We start from the raw sequence: 26,215 nt of genomic DNA, 5'->3' as shown, positions 1-26,215 counted from the left end.
CAGGCCGAACCGCACGCATGATCACCCGCAGCCATACCAAGGGCGATGCGCCTTCCACCGCAGTCTATTCCGAGTGCGAATGCTATCGCTACAGCCTGACGCGCGTCTGGGACAGCCGCGCATCCCGCGTGATGTTTGTGATGCTCAATCCGTCCACCGCGACAGAGGTGCAGAACGATCCGACAGTTGAACGCTGCGAACGGCGCGCCCGGCACCTGGGATACGGTGGCTTCCGCGTGACGAACATTTTTGCCTGGCGCGCGACGGACCCGCGCGACATGCGCGCCGCCGCCGATCCTGTGGGATCCGACAACGATGCCACGCTGTCGGAAGGCGCCCGTTGGGCCGATCATGTGATCGCAGCATGGGGCGTACACGGCGCGCACCTGGGGCGGGGGCCGCAGGTCGCCGCGATGCTGATGGCGCTGGATGTACCGCTTTATCATCTCGGCCTGTCGAAGGACGGGCATCCACGACACCCTCTATACCTCGCCTATGCCCGGCAACCCGTTCAATGGCACCCGGAGGTGCTGGCGGAAACGCCGCATTAACCACCATTCCGGTTTGTTTTTGACCCGGCTGTGGTTCTGTGGATGATGCCGGTGGGGTGGTGCGCGGTGCGCCATTTTCTGGACATGGTGTGTGCCGATGCTTTTCCTTGCTGGCTTGATGGGTTTGATGGCGGTCAGCGCCGTCGTTTACGTGGATGTCGGTGGCGAAACCGAAGGTGATATCCTGTCGGGGACCGATGGGGACGATACGTTGACCGGCGGCGATGGCGACGACCAGATCGGGGCTTACGATGGCGATGATCTGGTGGACGCAGGCGCCGGAAACGACGATTTGCACGGATCCGGGGGCGATGACACCCTCGACGGTGGCACTGGCAACGACACCCTTCACGGGGACGATGGCGCTGACGATATTTTCGGCGGCGCCGACGACGACCAAATCGCGGGCCACAATGATGATGATGTCATTCATGGCGAAGCAGGTAATGACAGCCTGCAAGGCTCCGCCGGGGATGACGTGCTTTATGGCGAAGCGGGGGACGACGCGCTTCTGGGCGGGCTGGACGACGACATGCTGCATGGCGGGACAGGACAGGACACCCTGTTCGGCGGCTGGGGCGACGACACCCTGTCGGGGATCGTGGACGACCCGGATACAGCAGGTCCCGACGATATCGACGTGGCCGACTACCTGAACGGGGGTGGCGGCGACGACGTGATCGTCGCAGGCCGAGGTGATATCGTGACAGCCGGCGACGGGGCCGATCAGGTGATACTTGGCGATTGGATCGACGGCGGCGCGGCCGAACTGCTGGATTTCGACCAGCGCGAGGATTCTCTGCTGTTCGTCTGGGATGACAGCGCCGAGGAAGCCGGTGAACCGGAAATTTCGGTGATCTCCAACCCCGAGGATACGAGCCAGATGCAGATCGTCATGGGCAGCCAGGTGGTGGCAACTGTCAGCGCCGACAGCGGCGTAACCCCCGGCGATATCGCGCTGATCCCGCTGAGCACCGCGCAGAACCTGGGCTTTATCAACTGACCGCCCGGACGGGTGCGAATAACCCTTTGCCAAAGCGCGGCGATTTTCCTATACGCCCCCATCGACCCCGATTCCCTTCGGGGTCGATATCTCCACGGGCCTGAGCTGGACGACATCCCGGCCTGCGCCATTCCGACCAACCCTTTTTATGAAGGAGACCCCGATGTCGATCACTGCTGAAGAAAAGACACGCCTGATCAAGGAATTCGGCGCCAAGGAAGGCGACACCGGTTCGCCCGAGGTGCAGGTTGCCGTGCTCAGCTCGCGTATCGCTACGCTGACCGAGCACTTCAAGACCCACAAGAAGGACAACCACGGCCGCCGTGGTCTGCTCAAGATGGTGGCAACGCGCCGCAAGTTGCTTGACTACGTGAAGAACAAGGACGAGGCCCGCTATCAGGACCTGATCAAGCGCCTGGGCCTGCGCCGCTAAGCGACGCACACCCGTCCGACCCTACAGGGCCGCACCTTACAGGGTGCGGCCTTTTGCGTGGCCCCTGTGCCGCGTTGCGAAGCGGAACGCATTTTGTCAAACTCTGACCAGCGCCTGAAAGGGGCCGACTCGTCATGGATTACGCTTTGGACCGGGAAGAACGCACATATCTGGCAGGCGAATTCGTCCTTGGCCTCCTCGACCGGGAGGAAACGCAGCGTGTCCTTCACCTGATGAGAGCCGACGCGGACCTGCGGGCGGAGGTCGGTTTCTGGCAGGAGTCCCTGCAGCGGATGTTCGCCGAGACAGATGAACGGCCCTCTCCCGATGTATTGCGCAGGCTGAAGGCGCAGGTATTCGGTGAACCGGAACGGTCGCTGTGGCAGGATCTGATCGCCCCTGAGAACCGGGGGCTGCTTGTCGGGATCATCACGTTGAAAGCGGCGGTGATCGCGGGCGTGCTGTGGCTGATCTTCGGCGGCTGAAGAAACCGCGTCAGGTCTGAACGAAATCCCGACGGAGCGCCCGTCCCAGATAGCCCGTCAGAAGCACCGCAGTGATCGCGGTGGCGGCCAGTGCCGCCCCCAGGATGAGGCCGTCACCCTCGAACCCATTCGCGCCCATGACGGCCCCAAGGGTCAAAAGCGGGATATGCGACAGGGCAAAGCAGACCGTCTGAATGCGTCTAACGGAAGACAGGGACAACTTTCGCTCACCTCCGTCGGGTGGGTTGCAAACAGCAGGAGGGGTCCGCGACCGCCTCTCGGCTTCTCCAGATTTCGCAAACTATAGCGGGTAGCGCAACCGCCATTTCCCGCAGGGGTCGATCTTGCGCGGGGCGGGGCCGACCCGTTTCGGGTGCGTGTTCGTTGCGCGGAAGGGCGCATCAGCTCTTGCTTCCATTCCCGCGCGAAACCTTGTAAGGGCGTCAAATCTGAAAGCCGGCGCCCGGACTCCAGCGCCAGACAAAGAAGATGACGGAGTCAGAGGGAATTCGCCCTCTATGCAATGGCCCGCGGGCCGATACAGGAAACGTAGATGTTTAACGTAACGACGAAATCAATGCAGTGGGGCGAGGAAACGCTCACGCTCGAAACAGGAAAAGTGGCCCGTCAGGCGGACGGGTCCGTGATTGCCACGCTGGGCGAAACCAGCGTGATGGCCAACGTGACCTTCGCACGTCAGCAAAAACCCGGTCAGGATTTCTTTCCTCTGACCGTGCACTACCAGGAAAAATACTATGCCGCCGGCAAGGTGCCGGGCGGTTTCTTCAAGCGCGAGGCGCGCCCGACCGAAAAGGAAACGCTGACCGCGCGTCTGATCGACCGTCCGATCCGCCCGCTGTTCGTCCCCGGCTTCAAGAACGAAGTGCTGGTGATGTGCACCGTGCTCTCGCACGATCTGGTCAATGACCCCGACATGGTGGCGATGATCGCCGCTTCCGCCGCGCTGACCCTGTCCGGCGCGCCCTTCATGGGCCCGATCGCCGGTTGCCGTGTGGGTTTCGAAGACGGAGATTACGTCCTCAACCCCACCGTGGACGACATGCAGGATCTGCGCCTGAACCCCGATCAGCGTCTTGATCTCGTTGTCGCAGGCACCAAGGAAGCGGTGATGATGGTCGAATCCGAAGCCTATGAGCTGTCGGAAGAGGAGATGCTGGGCGCGGTGAAATTCGCGCACGAGCAGATCCAGCCTGTGATCGACCTGATCATTGGTCTGGCCGAGGAAGCCGCGAAAGAGCCGTTCGACTTCCAGCCGGAAGACTATTCGGACCTTTCTGCAGCCGTTAAGGCCGCCGGTGAAGATGAGATGCGCAAAGCCTTCGCGATCGTCGACAAGCAGGAGCGCACCGCCGCTGTCGCCGAGGTCCGCGAAACCATCAAGTCCAAGCTCACAGAAGAGCAGCTTGAGGACAAGAACCTCGGCTCTGCGATGAAGGGGCTCGAAGCTTCCATCCTGCGCGGTGACGTGGTCAAGACCGGCAAGCGTATCGACGGGCGCCGCACCGACGAAATCCGCGACATCGTCGCTGAGACGGGTATTCTGCCCCGGACACACGGTTCGGCGCTTTTCACCCGTGGTGAAACACAGGGCCTGGTCGTGACCACGCTGGGCACCGGCGACGATGAGCAGTTCATCGACGCGCTGCACGGCAACTTCAAATCCAACTTCCTGCTGCATTACAACTTCCCCCCCTATTCGGTCGGCGAAGTGGGCCGCGTTGGCCCTCCGGGCCGTCGTGAGATCGGCCACGGCAAGCTGGCATGGCGTGCCCTTCAGGCGGTACTGCCTGCGGCGACTGATTTTCCCTACACCATCAGGGTTGTCTCCGAGATCACGGAATCCAACGGCTCCTCCTCCATGGCGTCTGTCTGTGGCGGGTCGTTGTCCATGATGGACGCAGGCGTACCGCTGAAATCGGCGGTGGCCGGTGTGGCGATGGGCTTGATCCTTGAAGAAGACGGGTCCTACGCGATCCTGTCCGATATCCTGGGTGACGAAGACCACCTTGGCGACATGGATTTCAAGGTCGCAGGCACCGAAAACGGCATCACCTCGCTGCAGATGGACATCAAGGTCGCGGGCATCACGCCCGAGATCATGGAGAAGGCTCTCGCGCAGGCGAAAGATGGCCGCATCCATATCCTTGGTGAAATGAACAAGGCACTGTCGGGTGCGGCAGACTTCTCGGTCCACGCCCCGCGCATCGAAACCATGCAGATCCCGACGGATAAAATCCGTGAGGTCATTGGTTCGGGCGGCAAGGTCATCCGCGAAATCGTGGAAGTGTCGGGTGCCAAGGTCGACATCAATGACGAAGGTATCATCAAGATCGCAAGCCCCAACGGCGACGCGATCAAGAAAGCCTACGACATGATCCACTCCATCGTGGCAGAGCCCGAAGAAGGCGCGGTCTACACCGGTACGGTGGTCAAGATCGTGGACTTCGGTGCCTTCGTGAACTTCTTTGGCAAGCGCGACGGCCTGGTGCATGTGTCCCAGATCGAGAACCGTCGCCTGAACCATCCGTCCGATGTGCTGAAAGAAGGTCAGGAAGTGAAAGTGAAGCTTCTGGGCTTTGACGATCGCGGCAAGGTGCGCCTGTCGATGAAGGTCGTCGATCAGGAAACCGGCGAAGAAATCAAGAAAGAGGAAAAGGCAGAGGACTGATCCTCGGGCCTTGTCCCAACCAACCGGAGGCCCCCGCGTGCTGCGCGGGGGCCTTTTTCATTGCGGGATGGGGCGTATCATTCAAGTCAGGATTTCCGCATTTGCCCTGTGACGTGAACAGGTTATGTTGAGGGAAATTAAGAACCGCGCGTGAGGACGACACATGGCACTGATGAACCGCCGCCACCTTCTGATCAGCGGCGCTGCCGCTCTGCTGGCCCCTGCGGCCGGTACCGCCGCCGAAGGGTATCAGATTCCCAAGCACATGCAGGCCAGGATCGTGCGCATCCGTGATGGCTTTGCCCCCGGCGAAATTCATGTCGATCCTGGCCAGTTCGCGCTCTACTGGACGCTCGATGGCGGCAAGGCGGTCCGCTATCCCGTCGGAATCGGCAAAGAGGGGCGGTATTACCCCGGCACGTTCCGCGTCGGGCGCAAGGCGGAATGGCCGCGCTGGACGCCAACAAAGAACATGATCCGGCGCGAGCCTCATATCTACGCCAAACATGCTGCCGGGATGCCGGGTGGCGGCCCCAACCCGTTGGGTGCGCGCGCGCTCTACCTCTACAACGGCGGACGGGATTCACTGCTGCGCATCCACGGCACACCCCAACCCGAGAATGTGGGTCACGCCGTGTCGAACGGCTGCGTACGGATGTACAATGCCCATGTAATCGACCTGGCCAATCGGGTCCCCAACGGCACGCGGGTGGTGCTGCACTGATCCACAGGGCTTCCCCGGATGCAATCGTTGATCATCCATATGCCGGGTCCGGGGGTGCGTGCGGACAACGTGGCGCGGCTGCTTGAGTTCTTGCCGATGGCCCGGGTCGTGCCTGCCGTGGATGGGCGTGAGGCACTGGCGCAGCCCGACATCGACGTCCGCAGTGGCGACCGCCACGCGCCCCCCTATCCGTTTCCCATGGCCGCGGGCGAAGTCGGTTGCTTTCTCAGTCATCGCAAATGCTGGCAGGAGATTGCGGAGGGCACAGCCCCCTATGCGCTGATCGCCGAAGACGACCTGACGCTTGACCCGGCCCAATGGGCTCATGCGCTGGCGCTGGTCGCGGGGCATGCGACCGAGCAAAGCTTCATCCGCCTGCCCGCCAAGAACCGCGAGGCCCGTACCGCCGTCGTTGCACAGGATGGACATGCCGCGCTGTACCTGCCTCGCGTGATCGGATTGCAAACGGTCTGCCAGGTTGTGGGGCGGGCAGCGGCGCGGCGGCTGCTGGCGGCGACAGACCCGATGGACCGTCCGGTCGACACGACGCTGCAAATGCATTGGGTCACAGGTCAGCCGGTGCATACTGTCTGGCCCAGTGGTGTGGGCGAGCTGCCCGGCGCGTCAACCATCCAGAAAAAGACCGGCACGGGCAGCAAACTGAAACGCGAACTGCAGCGCGCGATCTATCGGGCGCGGGTCAGGGCCAGGCCGCAGCGCGCCTGAGCAGCGCCTCGGTCAGGACAGCGCGTCCTTGAATTTCAGAAAGGCCGGATCCCGCATGACACGGGCGTTCATCGCATCGCGCAGTGCGCCGATTGACTTGTGTGGGCGCATCGCCACTTCAAAATGCGAAATCAGCCCGGAGTCGTCCAATCTGATCAGATCGACACCGACCGCGTCCAGTTCGCCGATCTTGCACTGGAACTCCAACGCCCAATCCTGCCCCTCCCCCATGATCCGGCGATACCGGAAATCGGAAAAGACCTGGCCCACATGCCCCAGAACGGCGGCCACCGCATCGCGGCCGGTCCAGGTCTTCCAGTAGGTGGGCGGCTGAAACGTCACGTCAGCCGCCAGGAGCGGCGCAATCGCGGTATGGTCGCCAGAGGTAACGACAGTCTGCATTTTCTCGATCGTGGGGTGCATGGGGACCTCTCAGGCGCAATAGGGTTGTAAACCAACCCTACATCTGAGACGGGAAAGGATGGAAACGCATTATGACCCGCCGCAAGACCCGCTGGTGATCCTGCACGAGGACGCCGAGGTGCTGCTGGTGGACAAACCCAGCGGTCTGCTCAGCGTGCCTGGCAAGGGTCCGCATCTGGCCGACTGTCTGCTGACGCGGGTACAGCAGGTGTTTCCCGAAGCCTTGCTGGTTCACCGGCTGGACAGGGACACCTCGGGCGTAATGATCTTTGCCATGACCCCCCACGCGCAACGGCACCTGGGGTTGCAGTTCGAAAAACGCATGACGCGGAAAACCTACATCGCGCGGGTCTGGGGTGTGCCGTCAGATCCTGCCGGCACCATCGACCTGCCGCTGATCGTGGACTGGCCGAACCGGCCGCTGCAAAAGGTCTGCCACGACACCGGCAAACCTGCGCAGACCGATTGGAAACGGATCAAGGATGAGGGCGACACCGCCCGCGTGCGGATGTTTCCCAAGACCGGGCGCAGCCACCAGTTGAGGGTCCACATGCTGAGCATCGGGCATCCCATCCTCGGCGACCCGTTCTATGCGACAGGTCCGGCACGTGCCTTTCCCCGCCTGATGCTGCATTCCGAAGAGCTGCGGTTCAATCATCCCCAGGGCGGAAAATCGACCAGGGTTCGGGCAAAGGCCCCTTTCTAGGCACCACATTGCTTAGTGGCGCGCTGAGATGTTTCGGACAATTCGCACCGGAATCCTCGAACACACCGCCGCGCATCACCCGATCGCGATCCAGTCTTCCGGCAGGATATCGGGATTGTGCTGGTGGTCGTTTGCGAACCAGCGGGCCGGGGCGGCCACGCGGCGGCCAGGATGGGCGTTCAGCCACGCAGACCACCAGCTGAAAGTGGAATTTGCGATCACGTTATGCTGGCACAGCGACATCAGGCGCATATCTTCATGCGCCGTGGCGCGGCCATTGAGGTCCACAACCACCTTTTCGAAAGGGACCGACAGGTTATCGCGTGCCCAGTCGGGATCATCGGAAAAGACAAAGACGGTCGGCGCCTTGGGCAGCCCCTCTGTCACCGCCGCCAGGGCCGCGTCGTAATAGGCCTGGTCGCAGACTGCCGTCGCCCCCAGCGCCACGTAATCGCCGCGCCGGACGTGTAGCGCCACGGATGGCCCACCGGCGATCCGATCGGCCATCGCGGCGTTGGCGGTCGACATTTGCGGGACCACAGTGAAAACCTCACGCAGGTGGTCCTTGATTCCGGCAAAGTATTTCTCGCTTTGCCAGTAACCATGCAGGTAGCTTTCGTCGCCCCAGGTCTCGAAATCGGGATCGTATCCCAGACCCTCTTCCCGGTGCAGATGCGGGGGCCGGCCCAGATAACGCCAAAGGGCATAGGCGAAGGGTCGGCGTCTGCGGTCCGGTGGCAGATGGGCGGGCGGCACCACCGGCAGGTCGAAGATACGGATCAGGTTGCCCTGGCCCTTGGCCTCTGCCCGGCGCGGGTCCAGCGCCACCGGCACCCCCAACCGCGCCGCCAACTGCGCCGCCGCGGCGTATTGAAACATCTGATTGCCGAGGAATCCGTGCAGCCGGGTATAGATCATGGGTGCCTTTCGCCATTGCCTTGACGCTTTCTATGCGAAAGATTGCCTTCTGCGCCAGATGCAAAGGAACAGCTGTCATGTCGATCTCAAGCGAACTGCACAAGATGTGGAAGCTGGCCACCGATCCCGGTTTCCGGGCTTACAAGCGTCAGATCAGGGCTTTCTATGCCGCGCACGGGCGCGGCACGCCGGAGCGGTATGAGAGGCTGAAGCCCGGCGATACCGTCCTCGACATTGGCGGGTACCGGGGCGACTGGGCCGAGCGTATGACGGCGCTCTACGGTGTTAAGGTCCATTGTTTCGAGCCGCATCCGAGGTTTATCAGTCACCTTCAGGAACGGTTCGACGGACGCAAGGATGTGGCGGTCGAAGGCTACGCGATGGGCCGGTCCGCAGGCGTTCTGGAGCTGTCTGACGACGAGAATGCGTCGTCCGCACTGGTCGCATCGGGCAGCGCCGTCAAGGGCGAGGTGCGCCCGGTGTCTGAGGTTTTCGAGACCCTGGGCCTGAACCGGATCGCCTGCGCCAAGATGAACATCGAGGGCGGGGAATACGATCTGCTGCCCGCGCTGATCGACGCGGGACTGATGCCGCGCATCGACCGGCTGACCGTTCAGTTCCACCGCTACGGCCCCGCGCAGGACGCACAACGCGACGCGATCCGCACGGACCTCGCGCGGACTCATCACTGTGTCTGGGAATACCCCTTCATCTGGGAGGAATGGGTGCGCAAGAACGCCTGAGCCATTGGCCGCGACGAAAAAGGGCCGCCCGAAGGCGGCCCCTGATCTCCGGCGCAGCCGGGCTTATTCGGCAGCCCAGCCGGACACCGCCTTGATCTCGGTAAAGTCCTCGATCCCGTAAAGACCACCCTCGCGGCCATTGCCGGACCGCTTCATCCCGCCAAAGGGGGAGCCCGCCGCACGACTCTGGCCGTTCATCTCGACCATGCCCGACCGCAGCTGACGCGCCAGCCGGTTGCGGCGGTCGCCATCGGTGCTCTGGACATAGTTTGTCAGGCCGTAAACCGTGTCATTGGCGATCTCGACGGCCTGTTCCTCTGTTTCGAACTTCATGATCGACAGCACCGGGCCGAATATCTCTTCGCGCGCGATGGTCATGTCGGGGGTAACGTCGGCAAAGACCGTTGGTTTGACAAAGAAACCCCGGTTCAATCCGTCCGGTCGGCCCGTGCCACCGGCAACCAGCCGCGCACCTTCGTCGATGCCCTTCTGGATCAGGTCCTGAATCTTGTTGAACTGGACTTCGTTGACGACGGGGCCGATGTGCCGGCCCTCTTCGGAGGCCGGGCCCACGGTGACTTTGCTGGCGACCTCTCCGGCCTCTTCGACCGTCTTGTCGTAGATGCTGGCCTCGACCAACATCCGGCTGGGTGCGTTGCAGGACTGACCGGTGTTGTTCATCATGTGAATGACGCCGCGCTTGACCGCCTTTTCGTCCGCGTCCGCAAAGATGATGTTGGCCCCCTTGCCGCCCAGTTCCAGGTGCACCTTCTTGAGCGTGTCCGCCGCGTTCTTGGAAATCGCGGTGCCCGCGCGGGTCGAGCCGGTGAAACTGATCATGTCCACGTCCTCGTGCGCCGACAGCTGCGTGCCGACGCCAGCGCCGTCGCCGTTGACCAGGTTGAACACCCCTTTGGGGAACCCGGCCTCGTGCATCAGCTCGGCGAAGATCATCGCGTCCAGCGGGCTTTCCTCGGAGGGTTTCAGCACCATGGTGCAGCCCGCCACGACGGCTGCGCCGACCTTCAGCGTGATCTGGTTCATCGGCCAGTTCCAGGGCGTGATCAGCCCGGCGACGCCCACGGCCTCGCGGATGATCCGGTCGTTCGGCGCATGATCACCCAAGGGTGCCTCGAACGGGAACGCCTTTGCCGCTTTGATGAAGTTGCTCAGGTGGTAGGTGCCGGCCCCGACCTGGCTGGAGCGCGCCATGTCGATGGGCGCGCCCATCTCGGAGCTGATCGCACTGGCCAGATCCTCGCCCCGGGCATTGTAGACTTCGACCAGCTTTTCCAGGTATGCGATACGCTCTTCCGGTGGGGTTGCCATCCAGCCCGGCAGCGCGGCCTTGGCCGCGGCGACGGCCTTGTCGGTGTCTTCCTGCCCGCCCAGCGAGATCACCGCGCAAGGCTCCTCGGTAGAGGGGTCGATGACGTGGTGGTCGTTCTGCTTGGCGGGAGCGACCCATTCGCCGTTGATGTAGAATTCACGTTTCTCGAGCATTGGAAAACTCCTTGTTGTTCTGGCGGACGAGGGCAGCCCTGCCCGGTTCGGCGCTACTGTGTCAGGGCGCGCGAAGGGCTGCAAGAGAGGGGATGGAAACTCCGGAATTAATCCTTAGGTTAGGGGAAAGCAGAACATCACCCGGAGGATATCATGGGCTTGCGCATCAACGACACGATTCCCGATCTGACCGTCGAAACCGATCAGGGCACCCTCTCGCTGCACGACTTCGTCGGCGACAACTGGATGATCCTTTTTTCGCATCCCAAGGATTTCACGCCCGTCTGCACGACCGAATTCGGCGCGGTGGCACAACTGTCCGATGAATGGGAAAAGCGCGGCACCAAGGTTCTGGGCGTCAGCGTCGACGGCGTCGAGGACCACAAGAAGTGGAAAGGCGACATCGAAAAGGTCGCGGGAACAACGGCGGGCTTTCCGATCATCGCGGATGCGGGGCTGGAGGTGTCCAAAGCCTTCGACATGCTGCCCGCCGAAGCCTACATGCCCGATGGCCGCACACCGAATGACAGCGCCACCGTGCGCTCCGTCTTCATCATCGGGCCCGACAAGAAGCTCAAGCTCTCGATGACCTACCCGATGACAGTGGGCCGCAATTTCGCCGAGGTGCTGCGCGCGCTCGATGGGCTTCAGACCTCGACCGGCAAGGGGGTGGCCACACCCGCGAACTGGAACGTGGGCGATGACGTGATCATTCCGGCGACTGTCTCGGACGAAGACGCGAAGACCAAGTTCGGCGAATTCACCACCGTTCTGCCTTACCTGCGCACCACCAAGATGCCGGGCTGACGCCACGCTTTCAGGTCGCAACAGTGCCATGCCCCCGGGTCCGCCGCGATCCGGGGGTTTTTCCGTTTCCGGCCTCTACCCCAACCGGGCCGCACGCATCTGCCGCAGCATCGCGGTGGAGTAGATCACCAGCGCCGCCCAGATCATCGGGAAGGCGATGGCGCGGGCACGGCCAAACGGTTCCTCGAAGGCCAGTACCGCACAGAGAAAGATCATCGTCGGCGCGATGTATTGCAGGATGCCGATCGTCGACAGCCGCAGCAGCTTGGCCCCGTTGGCATAGATCATCAGCGGCACCGCCGTGACCACGCCGCAGCCGAACAGCAACCAGAAATCACGCCCCCCATCGAATTTGAAATGCGAGTTGCCCGTTGCGGCAAGGTAGCCCAGATAACCGACCGCGGGCACGATCAGGATCAACACCTCCAGCAAGAAGCCCTGGTTCGGCCCGATAGGCAGGCTTTTCTTGCACAGGGCGTAGAACCCCCAGGATACCGTCAGGCCCAGCGCCGCCCAGGGCACACGGCCCGCATCCACCGTCAGCACCAGAACCGCGCAGGCGGCCAGCCCGATGGCGAGCACCTGCGCGCGGTTCAATCGCTCCCCCAGCAGCATGGCGGCCAGAAAGATGCTGAACAGCGGATTGATGTAATACCCCAGCGCCGCATCCAGCGCGTGGCCAGAGTTGATCGCCCAGACGTAAATGCCCCAGTTGATCGAAATCAGGGCCGCGGTCACGCAGCCCATGCCCAGCATCCGGGGATTGCGCAGCGCCTCGCGCAGGGTGGCGGTGCGGCCCAGCACGATCAGAACGCCGGCGGCTATGGGCAGCGACCAAAGGATGCGGTGCGCCACCACCTCTGCAGGTGGAACATGGGACAAGAGCTTCATGTAAAGCGGCAGAAACCCCCAAAGCGCATAAGCCGTTATGGCAAGGGCAAGGCCCTGCGGCGTGTCTTCGTTGCCGGTGGGGGGCAGGGTATCGGCGTTGCGCATCCGTGGATCTCCTCTTGCCCCAGCCGTAGGCAAAGCGGCCGGATGAGGGAAGGCCAACTTTGTACCAGTTACATTTTTGTCCGCGCGCCGGTTGGATCGTACATCGGTTTCAGCGATGCCTCCGCGCGCACCCGCGTGCCTGCCACGTCGATCTCGTAAGTGGACTGCAGCAGGTCGACCGGTGTTTCACCCCGGCAGGGCACGTATCCCATGCCCACCGCCCCGCCCAGCGCATGCCCGAAAGCGCCCGAGCTGAGGAAGCCGACGATCCGGCCATCCCGCAGAACCGGTTCGTTATGATACAGCAACGGATCGGGGTCGGTCAGGCGGAATTGCATCATCCGGCGATCCAGCCCCGCATCGCGTTTGCGCAGCACGGCATCGCGCCCGATGAAATCGGGCTTGTCGGTCTTGACGGCAAAGCCGAGCCCCGCCTCCAGCACATGGTCCTCCGAGGTGATGTCGTGGCCGAAGTGGCGGAACCCCTTTTCGATGCGACAGCTGTCCATCATGTGCATGCCGCACAGCCGCAGGTCCATGGCCTGCCCGGCCTCTGCCAGGGCATCGAAGACATGTGCGGATTGATCGGCGCTGACGTAGATCTCCCACCCCAATTCACCCACATAAGTCACCCTGTGGACGCGGGCGAGCCCCATGCCGATCTCGATTTCCTGCGCAGTGCCAAAGGGGTTCACCGCATTGGAAAAGTCGTTCGGCGATACAGCCTGCAGCAGGTCGCGCGCCCGCGGCCCCATCACCGCCAGCACGCCTTCTGCGGCGGTGACATCGGTGATCACCACGTTGAAATCACCTTGATGGCGGCGCATCCAGGTTTCATCCGCCAGCCGGGTCGCGGCGGGTGTCACCACCAGATAGGCGGTTTCCGACAGGCGGGTGACTGTCACATCCGCCTCGATCCCGCCCCTTGGGTTCAGAAACTGGGTATAGACGATCCTGCCCGCCGGGACGTCATACTGCCCGCCGCCGATATGGTTGAGGAAGGCGCAGGCATCGCGGCCTTCCACCCGGATCTTGCCGAAAGAGGACATGTCGTACATGCCGACATTCTCGCGCACCGCCATGTGTTCGGCGGCCACGTTGGCAAAGAAGTTCTGCCGCTTCCAGCTGTAGCGATAGGCGCGGTCCTGTCCCGGTTCGGCGAACCAGTTGGCGCGCTCCCAGCCTGCCAGTTCGCCCATGACGGCGCCGCGCTCCAGCAGCTGGGCATGGAACGGGCTGCGCCGGACGCCGCGCGCGGTGGCCTTTTGCCGATAGGGGTAATGATCCGCGTATAGCAGGCCCAGCGTTTCGGTGGACCGCTCTGCCAGGTAGCGGCGGTTGCCCTGAAACGGCTGCATCCGGCTGATGTCCACATCGCCAAGGTCGAAGGGTTTCTCGCCGGTATCCATCCATTGCGCCAGCGCCATGCCCGCCCCGCCTGCCGACTGGATCCCGATGGAGTTGAACCCGGCCGCGACCCAGACGTTGTCCATCTCCGGCGCAAGGCCAAGGTGATAGGCATCGTCGGGGGTAAAGCTTTCCGGTCCGTTGAAAAACGTATGTATCCCCGCCTCCGCCAGCATCGGCATCCGGTTCACCGCTGCTTCGAGGATCGGTTCGAAATGGTCGAAATCCTCCGGCAGCTGGTCAAATTCGAAATCCGCAGGAATACCGCCCAACGCCCAGGGTTTGGCATTAGGTTCAAAAGCACCCAGCAGGATCTTGCCCGCGTCTTCCTTGTAATAGGCGCATTCGTCCGGCACCCGCAGGACAGGCAGCTGGCCGAGGCCTGCAATCGCCTCCGTCACGATGTAGAAATGTTCGCAGGCCTGCAGCGGGACGTTCACGCCCAGCATCTGCCCCACCTCGCGGCCCCACATGCCGGCGCAGTTCACCACATGATCGCAGGCGATATGCCCGCTGTCGCCGTCCTGCGCCCAATCGACACCGGTGATACGACGGCCCAGCCGGGTCACACCGATGGCGCGGGTCCGCTCGAACATCTGCCCGCCGCGCTGTCGCGCGCCCTTGGCCAGCGCCAGCGCGATATTGGCCGGGTCGCCCTGCCCGTCCTTGTCGAGATATACCGCCCCCGTCACATCCGCGATGTTGAGGTGCGGATATTTCTCTTTAACCTCCGTCGCACTGATCTCCTCCACATCCACGCCAAAGGCGCGGGCCATGGCAGCCTGACGGTTGATTTCCTCGCGGCGGTCTTCGGTCAGGGCGACGGTGATGGAACCGCAGCGCCTGAAGCCCGTCGCAACACCGGTTTCTTCCTGCAGATTGCCGTAAAGCTCCTGCGAGTATTTCGCGAGCTTCGTCATGTTGGCACTGGCGCGCAGCTGGGCGATCAGCCCCGCCGCGTGCCAGGTGGTGCCCGAGGTCAGCTGCTTGCGTTCCAAGAGCACCACGTCCTGCCACCCCAGCTTGGTCAGATGATAGGCAACCGAACAGCCGATAACACCGCCGCCGATGATGACGACGCGGGCCTGGGTGGGGATGGCAGCCATATCAGGAAACCTCAGACGATGGCGTGGCCCGCCTTGCGCAGGCGTTGGGCGATTTCCGCGATATGGGCGGGGCTGACCTCGCAGCAGCCGCCAACGAGGGTCGCCCCGGCATCGACCCAGCGCATGACGTGATCGGCGTAGCGTTCCGGGGTCAGATCGCGACGCAAGGTCAGGCTGTCCACGGTCGGCTTGTCCTCCAGAAAGCCGTCGCTGATCTTCTCGAAGCCATTGGCGTAGCCACCGAAGGGAAGGCCGGACTGCGTCAATATGGGCATTGCCGCCGAAATCGCCTCGGGGGTGGCGCAATTCACGAGGATCGCCTGCGCGCCATCCCTCGCCAGCGGCAGGACCTCTGCCAGCGGCTCGCCCGAGCGGAGCCGGGTGCCATCCAGATCGTCCACAGTCACCGCAAGCCAAACGGGCTTTTTCACAGAAGCGGCACCTTTCAGGACGCTGGCGGCATGGAGCAGCGAGGCGGTCGATTCGCAGATCAGCAGATCGCAGTGGCCCGCCAGCAACCCGGCCACCTCAGCATAGAGGGCCGCACCCGTATCAATGTCCGGATGCAGGTCGGGGCGATACGACGCCCCCAGTGGTCCGATGCTGCCCGCGACGCGTGTCGCGCCGCTTGCCCGGACCTCGGCCAAGGCAAGCGCGTGCAATTCCTCGAACCGGTCCTGCAGCGGGGTGCCAGCCAGCCTGTCGCGGTGAATGGCGTAGGTATTGGCGGTGGCCAGCGTCGCCCCGGCCTGCGCGAAATCGCGGTGAACGTCCGCGACCATGCCGGGATTGTCGATCATCACCTGGGTCGACCACAACGGCGTCGGGTTGTCGCCGGAACGGTGGATCAGTTCCTGGCCCATGCCACCATCCAGCAAAGTTATGTCAGTCATCGCTGTGCCTCGGCGCTCAGGTCGCGGGAGGCCAGCAAGCCTGCGGCAATGATCATCAGCGCGCCGGAAATCCGGTTCACCCAGACCCCGCTTAACGCGCGCAGGCGGCCCAGTGTCCGTGTCGCGGTCCACCCCCAAAGCAGCAGCACCGCACCATCGACAACCAGGTACGTGACGCCGAGGATCAGCAGCTGCGGCAGGACGGCTTGTGCCGGGTCTATGAACTGCGGAAACAGCGCGCCAAAGAAGACAACCGCATAGGGGTTGGCGGAGGAGGTGACGAAACCTTGCCGGAACAGGGCTCCTGCGCGGGCTTCACGGGCGGCACCTGGTTCGGCCCCGCCGCCCCTTGTCATCATCAGGCGCAATCCGATCCAAACGAGGTAGGCCACACCGCCCCATTTGATGAACCAGATCGCATCGGCAGAAGCCGCGATGATGGCTGTCAGCCCAAAAGCAGCAGCCATCATTTGCAGCGCATTGGCCGACAGATCGCCCGTGATCGTGGCCACACTGCGCCGCAGCCCGTGGCGCAGGGAATTCGAGATGATCAGCAGCTGGCTCGTGTCCGGTGGCGTCAGGAAAAACGCGGCCAGTACCCCCAGATAGATCAGATATGTCTCAACGCTCATGCGCGCAGCCTTTCGTTGTCAGGGTTCCAAATCGGTTGGTCCGGTTGGACAACCGACGGGCGGAGTTTGTCGAAGATGTTGATCTGCACCTGTGTGCCGGGTTTGGCAAGCGCGGCGTGGATGGTTCCCAGCGCAATTGATTTTCCGATCCGGTCGCCCCAGTTGTCGCTGGTGGTTTCGCCCACGGCCTTGCCCCGGTGGCACACCGTGGGCACGTAGGGCGCGGCCTGGCCGTCCGCCGCGACGGGCGTGGTGACGTATCGTTTCTTTACGCCCGATTGTTGCTCGACCAGCAAAGCCGCCCTGCCGGAAAGGCCGCCCTTCCACGCGCGATAGCCCTTTTCGATCCGCTTGGCGGTCAATGCCCACCTGCCACAGGGTTTCACACCTGCACGCAGTAGGGCATCCCGGATCGGTGGCATCGCATCGGTCGCTGCGCCCATCGCCCCGCCGCCGATGATCACCCCGCGGGAGGTCGTCGGGAACTCACTCATCCGCCTGAATCTCCTGATGGCCGACGCCCGGAATTTCGTAGTAATCGCCCTTGTCGGCGGTGAAGATGTGCCGTTCCAGATGCAGCCCGGTGTCCCCGTCCAACGCCCCCAGAGCCACGCCGATTTCATCCTCGTCATTGCTTTTCCAGAACAGGAAGGATCCGCACGTGGGGCAGAAACCGCGCCTGGCGCTGTCTGATGCTTCATACCAGCGCACGGGTCCCTTCATGCTGAATCCCTTCATCCAGACATTCACGGAGGCCCAGTAATGGCCGGATTGCTTGCGGCACTGGCTGCAATGGCAGGCCGCGGGGGCGCGGGCAAGATCGGTTGCGGAGAACGTAATCTTACCGCACAGGCAGCTTCCTTTGAGCATGATCAACTCCTGACTGGTGTGGTGACGACGCCCAACAGGACGCCGTAGAGGACGAAACAAAGCGCGAGGACGCGCCGCACCCAGATGTTGAAGACAGCCCCGAGCGCCGCCCGTCCGATACCGGCACCAAGCGCGGTGAAGGTCGTATAGCTGAGGGCCGTCAACGTCAGTGCGGTCGGCAGGATGACCACCATCTGCTGCCAGATCGGGACATCAGGCTGCACGAACTGGGAAAAAGCTGCGAGATAACCCGCGACCGACTTGGGGTTTATCGTGGCGATGGCAAGCGACCTGAGATAGATCGACGCCGCAGGCCGGTCCGGCACCGTCACCGGGGTTCCGGCCATTACCCAGCCGCGTACCCCGAGATAGATCAGAAAGCCCGCGCCGATCCACTTTGCCACCGTGAATGCCGTCTCTGACGCGGCAAGCAACGCCGTGACCCCAAGCGCCGACAGCAGCAGAAACAGCGTGGCCTGTGTCAGGATCGCCAACACAGCGATCAGTCCGCGCCGGAAACCGACGGTCATGCCGTTGGTGATGCAATTGACCGCATTCGGCCCCGGCGTGATGACCAGGACCACCCAGAACACAGCGAAGACGCTCCAGGCTTCGAAGGTCATGACAGCTCCTAATACACCGGTGGTGCGATCACCCAGATCGCCACGGCGGGGGTGTCGAACGGGTTTGCCCAACGGAATGCCTCGCCCCGGACGCGGAAACTGTCACCGGGGGTCAGCAGGTGTGTTGTGCCTTCAATCTCGACCTCAAGCTGCCCCGAGACAAGATAGCCGACCTCCTGCGTGGGTCGGATAACACTGTCGGTGATGCGGCTGTGGGGTTGGAAAGTAGAATGGACCACCTCGAAATCGTCGGTCAGATCGGGCGAAAGCAACTCCTCCACCAATCCAGCCATGTTCGAGCCGATGGTCCGCCGCGCACCGCGGCGCACCACGTGCCCCGCCTCGTGCGCAGGGGGGGGCGGCGTGACGGAAGAGCATCGACACAGAGACGCCGAGAAAGGCCGCCATGTGACGCAGATCGGTGATCGACGGTTCCGATATCCCCCTCTCGACCTGGCTGAGCCAACCGACGGAACGGTCCAGCGCAGCGGCCATGTCCGCCAGGGTCAGATCCCGGCCCTTGCGCAGGGCGCGCAGGTCCGCACCAAGCGATGGGGGAAGGTCGGGGTGGCTGTGCTGCATCGCTGTCTCGGTGAAAATTGCGCGCTAATTTTCACGCTATCACGGCGCATGAAAATATCCAGTGCTATTTCACGTTGGCAAAAACCGTTCCGAGAATGCCGGCCAGTGCCTTTGCATCCGTCTGGCTGAAGGCATCGGGCTGGTCGCTGTCGATGTCGAAGACAGCGATCAAGCCACCCTTCCCGTCCGTTACCGGCAGCACCAGCTCGGATCGGGTGGAAGAGGCGCAGGCAATGTGGCCGGGAAAGGCATCGACATCCGGCACGAGCTGAACATCGCCCGTGCGCGCCGCCGCACCGCAGACCCCGCGGGAAAACGGGATGACGAGGCAACCGTGCCCGCCCTGGTACGGCCCGATCTTGAGCAGTTGAGGCGCCACGACGCGATAGAAGCCGGTCCAGTCGAACCTGTCGTCGGCATGATGCACCTCGCAGGCGACGGTGGCCATCAGGGCGACGGCATCGTCCTCGCCTTCGGTCAGGGCAAAGATTGTCTGCGCGAGACTGTGGTAATCAACTTGCATAGGATCCGTCCTGATTGGGCGCACCCGGGGGGCCGTCTGCCCCCCGGACCCCCCGCGAGTATTTTTGGCAAAAAGAAATCAGAGGCGTTCAATGGCAATGGCGGTGCCTTCGCCACCACCGATACAGATGGCGGCGATGCCGCGACGCAGATTGCGTTTTTCCAGGGCGTTCAGCAACGTGACCATGATCCGCGCGCCGGAGGCGCCAATGGGGTGCCCCAGGGCGCAGGCACCGCCGTTCACATTCACGATCTCATGGTCGATCCCCATTTCATGCATGAAAGCCATGGGCACCACGGCGAAGGCTTCATTCACCTCCCAAAGGTCCACATCTTCTTTTTTCCAGCCGATGCGGTCCAGCAGTTTCTGCGCTGCCGGGACAGGCGCAGTGGTAAAGAGACCGGGTGCCTGGGCGTGGCTGGCATGGCCAAGGATACGCGCCCGGATGTTGAGGCCCTGGGCCTCTGCCGCCTCTTCCGAAGCGAGGACAAGCGCCGCCGCGCCGTCAGAAATGGAAGAAGAGTTCGCCGCCGTGACCGTCCCCCCCGCGCGGAAGGCAGGCTTGAGCTGCGGGATCTTGTCCGGGCGGGCCTGGCCGGGCTGTTCATCGGCGGCAACCGAGGCGCTGCCGCTGCGCGAGGTGACTTCGATGGCCGCGATCTCGTTCCCGAAGGCACCGCCTTCCTGTGCCGCGATGGCGCGGGACAACGAGGCCAGCGCGTATTCGTCCTGTCGTTCGCGGGTAAACTGGTAGGTCTCGGCGCAGTCCTCGGCGAAGGTGCCCATCAACCGACCCTTGTCATAGGCGTCTTCGAGACCATCGAGAAACATATGGTCGATCACCTGCGCGTGGCCCAGCCGCGCGCCGCCGCGCATCTTGGGCAGCACATAAGGCGCGTTGGTCATGCTTTCCATGCCGCCCGTCACCATCACTTCACTATGACCCAGTGCGATCTGGTCGAAGCCCGTCATCGCCGCCTTCATGCCCGATCCGCACATCTTGTTCAGGGTCGTGGCGGGCACGTCTTCGGCCAGACCGGCGGCAAAACCGGCCTGCCGCGCGGGCGCCTGACCCTGACCCGCCGGGAGCACGCAGCCCATCAGCACCTCCTGCACCGTGGCGGGACCGGCATCGGCAAGCGCCGCCCTGATCGCGTGACCGCCAAGCTCGGCCGCGGTCAGCCCCGCGAAAGCGCCCTGGAAAGCGCCCATCGGGGTCCGCCGCGCACCCGTTATCATGACCTGCCGCATCGCCCTCTCCTTTTCGTCCAAACAGTTACCCGATGCTAATCTTTGAACCCTAGGGTTCGGCATCAGCTTGAGGTTCTGGAGATCTGTCTATGGAAGTTTCCACGAAAACAGAAGATGGCTTCTGCGTCGTCACGCTGCACGAGGCCCGGATCGACGCGGCTGTGGCCCTGGATTTCAAGGAAACCATGCGCCGCGCAACTGAAGGTGGACCGGCACGGGTCATCCTGGACCTGGGTGTCGTGACCTTCGTCGATTCCAGCGGATTGGGCGCGATTGTGGCAACGATGAAGTTTCTGGCCCCCGACCGCACACTGATCCTGGCGGGTCTGACACCGCCGGTAGACAAAGTGTTTCGACTGACGCGGATGGATTCGGTTTTCTCCATCTTTTCCACACTCGACGATGCGCTGACGTTTCAGCGCGCATGACGTGATGATCATGTCTTTGCCATCGGTTTCACCGACCATGCGGGCGCCATTTCGCGTCGGCATCAGCCTTCCCAGCAGCGAACTGGCGGTGCGCAATGCGCTCAACGACCTGTGCCGCGCCCTGGAACCGCTGGCGCTGCACGTCGAGGAATTGCAGACCGTGGAACTGGTCCTGGCCGAGGTGCTGAACAACATTGTGGAACATGCCTATCCACAGCAGCGCCCCGGCGACACGATCGACATTCGAGCCGAGCACCGGGCAGACGGTCTGCATTTCCGGATCAGCGACCGCGGGCGGGCAATGCCGGCCGGGCTGCCGCCGCTGGGCAGGCACATCGCCGAGCCCCCCAAGGCGACCAGCATCCCCGAGGGCGGCTTTGGCTGGTTCCTGATCCGGGACCTGGCGCGGGACGTCCGCTATCGCCGGGTGGGCGGTGAAAACCAATTGGACCTGCGGCTCGCCATCGCGGTGCAGAACCATCAACTGCCAGCGACAAAGGCGCCTCCGCACGGCTGAAACGCAGGCTGTCAAGCGCACCAGCATCTATTTCTGTCTCTACCGCAAATCGCCCCATTGCGACCACATTCACGTCACCCTTTCAATGCATCTTCCGGCTTGTAGCTGCATATGGCTTCCCTCGGCGTCGCGTTTAACAGCCCCCACCCAGTGCGCGGCGTCGAGGTACTTTCCCCACAGTCCGAACAGATTGGCACCCCTGTCACGACGCGCTAGTGTGCGCGCGAACAATCTATGTTGGGATACCTTATGCGCGACTTTCACCTCCCCGGACGATCCCCCGTCATCGCGGCGAACGGCATGTGCGCCACGTCGCATCCGTTGGCCGCGAAGACCGCCATCGACATCTTGGAGCGCGGCGGAAACGCGATGGATGCGGCGATTGCAGGCGGGGTGTTGCTGGGCATCTGCGAGCCGCAAATGACGGGTATCGGCGGGGACTGCTTTGTCCTGTATACCCTGCCCGGCAGTGACGAGGTACATGCGCTGAATGGATCAGGCCGGTCGCCTGCCACCGCTGACGCGGCACAACTGCGGGATCGGGGCCTGACGGCGGTGCCCGTACACGGGGTCGAGGCAGTGACGGTGCCGGGCGCGATAGACGCCTTTTGCCACTTGTCCGACACCGTGGGCAAGGCGGGCCTAGAGACGGTGCTCGCCCCGGCGATCCACTACGCCGAGGCCGGTGTACCGGTTGCGCCACGTGTCGCCTTCGACTGGGCGCGGGAGACCGAGAAGCTGAAGGGGGCGGCGCGCGAACATTTCCTGCTGGACGGGAAAGCCCCGGTCGCCGGTCAGGTGTTTCGCGCGCCGGGTCAGGCCGAAGTGCTGCGCCGGGTCGCAAAGAACGGACGGGACGCGTTCTATACCGAGGAGATCGCGCAAGACATGTTGCATGCGCTGAATGACATGGGCGGCCTGCACACGCCCGAAGACTTCGCCGCCACCGCAGCAACGCCGACCACCCCCATTGCGGGCCCCTACAAGGGGGTCGATCTGGTGGAGCATCCGCCCAACGGGCAAGGGGCGACTGCGCTGCTGATGCTGAATATTCTCGAACAGTTCGACATCGCGTCGATGGATCCCTTCGGGGCCGAACGGGTGCATATCGAGGCCGAGGCGGCGAAGCTGGCCTATGACGCGCGCAACCGCTTCCTCGCGGACCCCGACCATACTGCGCGGCTGGACCATATGCTGTCCGTGGAAACGGCGCAGAAACTGGCGGCGCTGATCGACCCCAAACGCGCGATGCCCTCCCCCGCCGCCCTGTCGGAGCAAGTCCACAAGGATACCATCTACATCACCGTGGTCGACAGGGACGGCATGGCTGTTTCGCTGATCTATTCCATTTTCCACGGCTTCGGATCGGGGATTGCTTCCCCGAAATTCGGCATCCTGATGCAGAACCGGGGCGCCGGGTTTACCCTGGAAGAGGGCCACGTGAATGAACTGGCGGGTGGCAAACGGCCGATGCACACGATCATTCCGGGTATGATCCGCAAGAACGGCAAGGTGATCATGCCCTTCGGCGTGATGGGCGGAGCCTATCAGCCCTGTGGTCACGCGCGGTTCGTTTCGAACCTTCAGGACTTTGGCATGGACCCGCAAAGCGCCATCGACGCGCCGCGGGCGTTTTCCGACCAGGGAACACTGAACGTCGAAAGGGGATACCCCGACGCCGTGCGCGCGGAGCTGAGCGAGATGGGCCATACCGTCGCAATACCAGAGGTGGCCATCGGCGGCGCACAGGCAATCCTGCTGCGGGACGATGGCATACTTGAAGGCGCCAGCGATCCCCGCAAGGACGGCTGCGCACTGGGGTTCTGACCGGACCGCCACAGGCGGCGATCCTTCCGGTGGAAGGATCGAGGGCAGAACGGGCGAAGCCCTGGGGTACCTGACCGGACCGCCGCAGGCGGCGATCCTTCCGGGGTGGCGTCTCGCGCTTCGTCCCCCGGTCTGGCCCCCGGGGGGCTCTCGGCGGTACGGGGTGCACGAGGGTTCGGTCGCGGTTAGCTATGGGCAACGCAACCTAATGTTAAGTCTGAATACTATCCGGTTGAGGCGCCGCGCGCGCAGGCTCAGTTCAGCTGGAAATGCAGTGGATAGGCGCCATCGGTGAAGGGTCCGAAGAGATCGGGGATGTCCGGATGATCCACCGGTTCGCCGGAATAGTCCGCGACGAGGTTCTGTTCGGACACGTAAGCCACGTAGTAGCTTTGATCATTTTCCGCCAACAGGTGGTAGAACGGCTGCTCCTTGATCGGGCGGCTTTCCTTGGGGATGGATTCGTACCATTCGTCGGTGTTGGCAAATTCGGGATCCACGTCAAAGATCACCCCGCGAAACGGGTGCTTCTTGTGACGGACGACCTGTCCCAGATGATATTTCGCGCGTGTGCGTAGCATAACATTGCAGCCCCTACCTTTCGTTAGTAATCGGTTCAAGGGGCATTTGTCCAATCACGCCTGAAACACCAAAGGAAACAGACTGTTGTCCCTAGCCCTGATGGTCCTTGAAATCGTCGCGCCGGTGTTTCTGCTGGCGGGGATCGGATTTGCATGGGTCAAACTGGGGTTTGAATACAGAATCCAGTTCGTCACGCAGATTGCGATGACGTTGTCGGTGCCCTGCCTGATCTTCGTCTCGCTCATGCAGACCGAGATTGACCCGGCGGCGCTGACCGCGCTGTCCTTGGCGACCGCGGCGGCCTATGGCGCTGTCAGCCTGGCGGCGGGTGTACTGGTAAGCCTGGCGCGGCTCGACCGGCGTACCTATATGGCGCCGCTGATTTTCGGCAATACGGGAAACCTGGGGCTGCCGCTGGCGCTGTTTGCGTTCGGCGAGACTGGGCTGGGCTATGCGGTTGTCGTCTTTGCGATCATGGCGATCTGGTCTTTCACCTTTGGCATCTGGCTGGTCGCAGGCGCGGGCTCCCTGGGCAAGGTGCTGCGTGAACCGCTGGTCTGGGGGACTGTGCTGGGCGGGCTGTTCCTTTGGCAGGACTGGCAGACGCCGGTGTTCCTGACGAATACGCTGCGCCTGATCGGGCAGATGGCGATTCCGATGATGCTGATCACGCTGGGGGTCGCTGTCGCAAGGCTCAGCCCCGGCCGGGTGATGCGGGCGGTCTTGCTGTCGCTCGTGAAACTTGTGCTCTGCGTGGGCATTGCCTGGGCCGCCGCGATGGCCTTTGACCTGGACCGCGTCGCCTTTGGCGTCCTGGTTCTGCAGGTGGCAACGCCGGTGGCTGTGACCTCGTATCTGCTGGCGGAAAAATACGGGGCCGATTCGCAATCGGTGGCGGGCCTCGTGGTCGTCTCAACGCTCATGTCGGTCGGCGCATTGCCGCTTTTGCTGGCTGTTCTGCTGTAAATTTCTGATGTGAACCGCCGCAAAAATACCGTATACTACCACAAAACAAAAAACGACCGAGCGAGAGAGGCAGATGAGCAAAACTCTTCGCGCTATGATAATCGTACTGATGGTCGCCTCCTGCGGGGGCGGGCAATCGCCTGCGCCGCGGGACCTGGACAACGCCTGTACGATACTCAAAGAGCGCCCAGAATATTACAAAGCGTTCCGCAATGTGGAACGCAAATGGGGTGTGCCGGTGCATGTGCAGATGGCCACCATCCACCAGGAAAGCAAGTTCGTGTCGGACGCGCGCACGCCGTTCAAATACGTGCTGGGCGTGATCCCGATGGGGCGGCAGTCCAGCGCCTTTGGGTATTCTCAGGCACTGGATGCGACCTGGGACGAATATCGCAACGCGCAGAACCGCCGTTCGGCCAAACGCGACAGGATCAACGACGCCACCGATTTCATGGGCTGGTACATGAACCAGACCCGTGACCGGAACGGCATCGACCTGCACGACGCGCGCAACCAGTACCTGGCCTATCACGAGGGCCACACGGGATTTGCAAGGGCGAGCTACAACCAGAAGTCCTGGCTGGTGGCGGTGGCCGGCAAGGTCGAGGCGCGGTCGCTGATGTATCAGCAGCAGATCTCCGCCTGTCGGCTGCGCTAGCGAAAAAGGCCCCGGACAACATCCGGGGCCAGTCCGTTACCGCCTGGGCGCGTTGCCGGGGCTACCGGTATCGAACAGGCTGTTGGGCAACGACCCACCGGTCTGCAGATCGCCGAGCACCACGGTTGTGGCCGTGCCATTGCCGTCGTTGATGATCCACTGGCGCAGCTCCACCGGGTTCCCGGTAAACTTCAGCTGGATGTTGCCGTATTGCGGGTTCGCCGGATCCTGTGCCGTCACCACGGTCGCGGTGCCGTCGTAGGTATGCCCCGTGACCATGTTCGCACGGCCCAGGTCCACCTGTGGCGCGAGGATGATAGACAACGGCGTGCGCGACAGCGGATAGCTTTCCGCCGGCTGGTTCGACTTCTTGTCGTAGATCACCACGGTATTGGCCCCGGCCACGACCAGGCCGGAATCCGGCGGGTTGTATTCGAACCGCACCTTGCCCGGCCGTTTGATGTAGATGGTGCCGGTGCTGATCGACCCATCGTCGTTGATCTGGGTGAATTCTCCCTTCGCGGTCTGCATCCCGTTCAGGTAAGCCGAAATGTTGTTGAGCGGCAGCTTTTGTGCCGCAGCCGCAACCGGGCTGAGCAGCGCAAGCGCCAGAGCGATGGATGTCATCAGTCGCATTTTGATC

The 26,215-nt window shown here is 62.9% G+C and carries 30 protein-coding genes and 1 pseudogene; 15 read left to right on the top strand and 16 right to left on the bottom strand.

Annotated elements, in window-relative coordinates:
• Positions 1-17: 17 nt before the first annotated feature.
• The 4 genes from FIU94_RS06790 (at position 18) to FIU94_RS06775 (ending at position 2,472) form a co-directional block, all read left to right on the top strand.
• The gene (locus FIU94_RS06790) at positions 18-551 is read left to right on the top strand and encodes a DUF1643 domain-containing protein (protein WP_152465061.1); all 534 of its coding nucleotides are present in this window, start codon (positions 18-20) and stop codon (positions 549-551) included.
• Between the two features lie 97 nt (positions 552-648).
• The gene (locus FIU94_RS06785) at positions 649-1,554 is read left to right on the top strand and encodes a calcium-binding protein (RefSeq protein ID WP_152465060.1); all 906 of its coding nucleotides are present in this window, start codon (positions 649-651) and stop codon (positions 1,552-1,554) included.
• Between the two features lie 163 nt (positions 1,555-1,717).
• Complete coding sequence (rpsO, locus tag FIU94_RS06780) at positions 1,718-1,987, top strand: 30S ribosomal protein S15 (protein WP_152465059.1); 270 nt, start codon at positions 1,718-1,720, stop codon at positions 1,985-1,987.
• Positions 1,988-2,121: 134 nt separating this feature from the next.
• Positions 2,122-2,472: a hypothetical protein gene (locus tag FIU94_RS06775; RefSeq protein ID WP_152465058.1), complete on the top strand. Its 351-nt coding sequence runs from the start codon at positions 2,122-2,124 to the stop codon at positions 2,470-2,472.
• A 10-nt stretch (positions 2,473-2,482) separates the two neighbouring features.
• On the opposite strand, the gene FIU94_RS06770 is transcribed toward FIU94_RS06775, so the two are convergent.
• Positions 2,483-2,692 (bottom strand): hypothetical protein, encoded by a 210-nt coding sequence (locus tag FIU94_RS06770; RefSeq protein ID WP_152465057.1) that lies wholly within the window; start codon positions 2,690-2,692, stop codon positions 2,483-2,485.
• Positions 2,693-3,025: 333 nt separating this feature from the next.
• Between FIU94_RS06770 and pnp the strand changes: the two genes are divergently transcribed.
• The 3 genes from pnp to FIU94_RS06755 all read left to right on the top strand — a co-directional run bounded on the left by pnp (position 3,026) and on the right by FIU94_RS06755 (position 6,611).
• On the top strand, positions 3,026-5,161 hold the full coding sequence (pnp, locus tag FIU94_RS06765) for a polyribonucleotide nucleotidyltransferase (protein ID WP_152465056.1): 2,136 nt from the start codon (positions 3,026-3,028) through the stop codon (positions 5,159-5,161).
• A 163-nt stretch (positions 5,162-5,324) separates the two neighbouring features.
• Positions 5,325-5,885, top strand: coding sequence for a L,D-transpeptidase (locus FIU94_RS06760; RefSeq protein ID WP_254702630.1), 561 nt, complete (start codon positions 5,325-5,327; stop codon positions 5,883-5,885).
• A gap of 18 nt (positions 5,886-5,903) precedes the next feature.
• Entirely contained in the window at positions 5,904-6,611 is a 708-nt protein-coding gene (locus tag FIU94_RS06755) for a glycosyltransferase family 25 protein (protein ID WP_152465055.1), read from the top strand.
• Between the two features lie 12 nt (positions 6,612-6,623).
• Here FIU94_RS06755 and FIU94_RS06750 read toward each other — a convergent pair whose 3' ends face one another.
• Entirely contained in the window at positions 6,624-7,034 is a 411-nt protein-coding gene (locus FIU94_RS06750) for a nuclear transport factor 2 family protein (RefSeq protein WP_152465054.1), read from the bottom strand.
• A gap of 58 nt (positions 7,035-7,092) precedes the next feature.
• Here FIU94_RS06750 and FIU94_RS06745 point away from each other — a divergent pair, with 58 nt between their 5' ends.
• Entirely contained in the window at positions 7,093-7,740 is a 648-nt protein-coding gene (locus tag FIU94_RS06745) for a pseudouridine synthase (protein WP_152465053.1), read from the top strand.
• A 75-nt stretch (positions 7,741-7,815) separates the two neighbouring features.
• Here FIU94_RS06745 and FIU94_RS06740 read toward each other — a convergent pair whose 3' ends face one another.
• Positions 7,816-8,658, bottom strand: a complete 843-nt coding sequence (locus tag FIU94_RS06740; RefSeq protein WP_152465052.1) for an alpha-1,2-fucosyltransferase — start codon at positions 8,656-8,658, stop codon at positions 7,816-7,818.
• 77 nt (positions 8,659-8,735) lie between these two features.
• Between FIU94_RS06740 and FIU94_RS06735 the strand changes: the two genes are divergently transcribed.
• A complete protein-coding gene (locus FIU94_RS06735) occupies positions 8,736-9,401 on the top strand; it encodes an FkbM family methyltransferase (RefSeq protein WP_172975863.1) in 666 nt (221 codons plus the stop codon).
• A gap of 63 nt (positions 9,402-9,464) precedes the next feature.
• Here the strand turns inward: FIU94_RS06735 and FIU94_RS06730 are convergent, their stop codons facing one another.
• Entirely contained in the window at positions 9,465-10,904 is a 1,440-nt protein-coding gene (locus tag FIU94_RS06730; RefSeq protein WP_152465050.1) for an aldehyde dehydrogenase family protein, read from the bottom strand.
• Positions 10,905-11,057: 153 nt separating this feature from the next.
• Between FIU94_RS06730 and FIU94_RS06725 the strand changes: the two genes are divergently transcribed.
• Positions 11,058-11,711 carry a peroxiredoxin gene (locus tag FIU94_RS06725; RefSeq protein ID WP_152465049.1) on the top strand — a complete coding sequence of 218 codons (654 nt, stop codon included), beginning with the start codon at positions 11,058-11,060 and terminating at the stop codon, positions 11,709-11,711.
• A gap of 75 nt (positions 11,712-11,786) precedes the next feature.
• On the opposite strand, the gene rarD is transcribed toward FIU94_RS06725, so the two are convergent.
• The 10 genes and pseudogenes from rarD to FIU94_RS06675 all read right to left on the bottom strand — a co-directional run bounded on the left by rarD (position 11,787) and on the right by FIU94_RS06675 (position 20,594).
• A complete protein-coding gene (gene rarD / locus FIU94_RS06720) occupies positions 11,787-12,707 on the bottom strand; it encodes an EamA family transporter RarD (RefSeq protein ID WP_152465048.1) in 921 nt (306 codons plus the stop codon).
• A gap of 68 nt (positions 12,708-12,775) precedes the next feature.
• Positions 12,776-15,220, bottom strand: coding sequence for an FAD-dependent oxidoreductase (locus FIU94_RS06715; RefSeq protein WP_152465047.1), 2,445 nt, complete (start codon positions 15,218-15,220; stop codon positions 12,776-12,778).
• An 11-nt stretch (positions 15,221-15,231) separates the two neighbouring features.
• The gene (locus FIU94_RS06710; protein WP_152465046.1) at positions 15,232-16,113 is read right to left on the bottom strand and encodes a homocysteine S-methyltransferase family protein; all 882 of its coding nucleotides are present in this window, start codon (positions 16,111-16,113) and stop codon (positions 15,232-15,234) included.
• Positions 16,110-16,745: a LysE family translocator gene (locus tag FIU94_RS06705; protein ID WP_152465045.1), complete on the bottom strand. Its 636-nt coding sequence runs from the start codon at positions 16,743-16,745 to the stop codon at positions 16,110-16,112. Before FIU94_RS06705 ends, FIU94_RS06710 begins: the two co-directional genes overlap by 4 nt.
• Complete coding sequence (locus FIU94_RS06700; protein ID WP_172975862.1) at positions 16,742-17,239, bottom strand: glycine cleavage T C-terminal barrel domain-containing protein; 498 nt, start codon at positions 17,237-17,239, stop codon at positions 16,742-16,744. Before FIU94_RS06700 ends, FIU94_RS06705 begins: the two co-directional genes overlap by 4 nt.
• Positions 17,232-17,615: a GFA family protein gene (locus FIU94_RS06695; protein ID WP_172975861.1), complete on the bottom strand. Its 384-nt coding sequence runs from the start codon at positions 17,613-17,615 to the stop codon at positions 17,232-17,234. The genes FIU94_RS06700 and FIU94_RS06695 overlap by 8 nt, the downstream gene beginning before the upstream one ends.
• Before the next feature lie 2 nt (positions 17,616-17,617).
• Entirely contained in the window at positions 17,618-18,238 is a 621-nt protein-coding gene (locus FIU94_RS06690; RefSeq protein WP_152465043.1) for a LysE family translocator, read from the bottom strand.
• A gap of 8 nt (positions 18,239-18,246) precedes the next feature.
• Positions 18,247-18,820: pseudogene (locus tag FIU94_RS06685) on the bottom strand (helix-turn-helix domain-containing protein).
• Between the two features lie 64 nt (positions 18,821-18,884).
• Positions 18,885-19,343: a GAF domain-containing protein gene (locus FIU94_RS06680; protein WP_152465042.1), complete on the bottom strand. Its 459-nt coding sequence runs from the start codon at positions 19,341-19,343 to the stop codon at positions 18,885-18,887.
• A gap of 78 nt (positions 19,344-19,421) precedes the next feature.
• A complete protein-coding gene (locus tag FIU94_RS06675) occupies positions 19,422-20,594 on the bottom strand; it encodes a thiolase family protein (RefSeq protein ID WP_152465041.1) in 1,173 nt (390 codons plus the stop codon).
• 89 nt (positions 20,595-20,683) lie between these two features.
• On the opposite strand from FIU94_RS06675, the gene FIU94_RS06670 reads away from it, so the two are divergent.
• The 3 genes from FIU94_RS06670 to ggt all read left to right on the top strand — a co-directional run bounded on the left by FIU94_RS06670 (position 20,684) and on the right by ggt (position 23,366).
• On the top strand, positions 20,684-21,022 hold the full coding sequence (locus FIU94_RS06670; protein ID WP_152465040.1) for an STAS domain-containing protein: 339 nt from the start codon (positions 20,684-20,686) through the stop codon (positions 21,020-21,022).
• Positions 21,023-21,059: 37 nt separating this feature from the next.
• Positions 21,060-21,539 carry an ATP-binding protein gene (locus tag FIU94_RS06665; protein ID WP_152465039.1) on the top strand — a complete coding sequence of 160 codons (480 nt, stop codon included), beginning with the start codon at positions 21,060-21,062 and terminating at the stop codon, positions 21,537-21,539.
• 249 nt (positions 21,540-21,788) lie between these two features.
• Positions 21,789-23,366: a gamma-glutamyltransferase gene (gene ggt / locus FIU94_RS06660; protein ID WP_152465038.1), complete on the top strand. Its 1,578-nt coding sequence runs from the start codon at positions 21,789-21,791 to the stop codon at positions 23,364-23,366.
• A 254-nt stretch (positions 23,367-23,620) separates the two neighbouring features.
• Here ggt and hspQ read toward each other — a convergent pair whose 3' ends face one another.
• Entirely contained in the window at positions 23,621-23,947 is a 327-nt protein-coding gene (gene hspQ, locus FIU94_RS06655; RefSeq protein ID WP_152465037.1) for a heat shock protein HspQ, read from the bottom strand.
• Between the two features lie 85 nt (positions 23,948-24,032).
• Between hspQ and FIU94_RS06650 the strand changes: the two genes are divergently transcribed.
• Together FIU94_RS06650 and FIU94_RS06645 are read left to right on the top strand one after the other, a co-directional pair.
• Entirely contained in the window at positions 24,033-24,914 is an 882-nt protein-coding gene (locus tag FIU94_RS06650) for an AEC family transporter (RefSeq protein WP_152465036.1), read from the top strand.
• A 73-nt stretch (positions 24,915-24,987) separates the two neighbouring features.
• Positions 24,988-25,572 carry a lytic transglycosylase gene (locus FIU94_RS06645; RefSeq protein ID WP_152465035.1) on the top strand — a complete coding sequence of 195 codons (585 nt, stop codon included), beginning with the start codon at positions 24,988-24,990 and terminating at the stop codon, positions 25,570-25,572.
• A 36-nt stretch (positions 25,573-25,608) separates the two neighbouring features.
• On the opposite strand, the gene FIU94_RS06640 is transcribed toward FIU94_RS06645, so the two are convergent.
• Positions 25,609-26,208: an outer membrane lipoprotein carrier protein LolA gene (locus tag FIU94_RS06640; RefSeq protein WP_152465034.1), complete on the bottom strand. Its 600-nt coding sequence runs from the start codon at positions 26,206-26,208 to the stop codon at positions 25,609-25,611.
• Between the last annotated feature and the right edge of the window lie 7 nt (positions 26,209-26,215).

Origin of the sequence: Sulfitobacter sp. THAF37 (assembly GCF_009363555.1) — a bacterium.
Classification (GTDB): Bacteria; Pseudomonadota; Alphaproteobacteria; order Rhodobacterales; family Rhodobacteraceae; genus Sulfitobacter.
The sequence above is the reverse complement of the archived record's forward strand: the minus strand, read 5'-3'. Positions and strand labels throughout refer to the sequence as shown.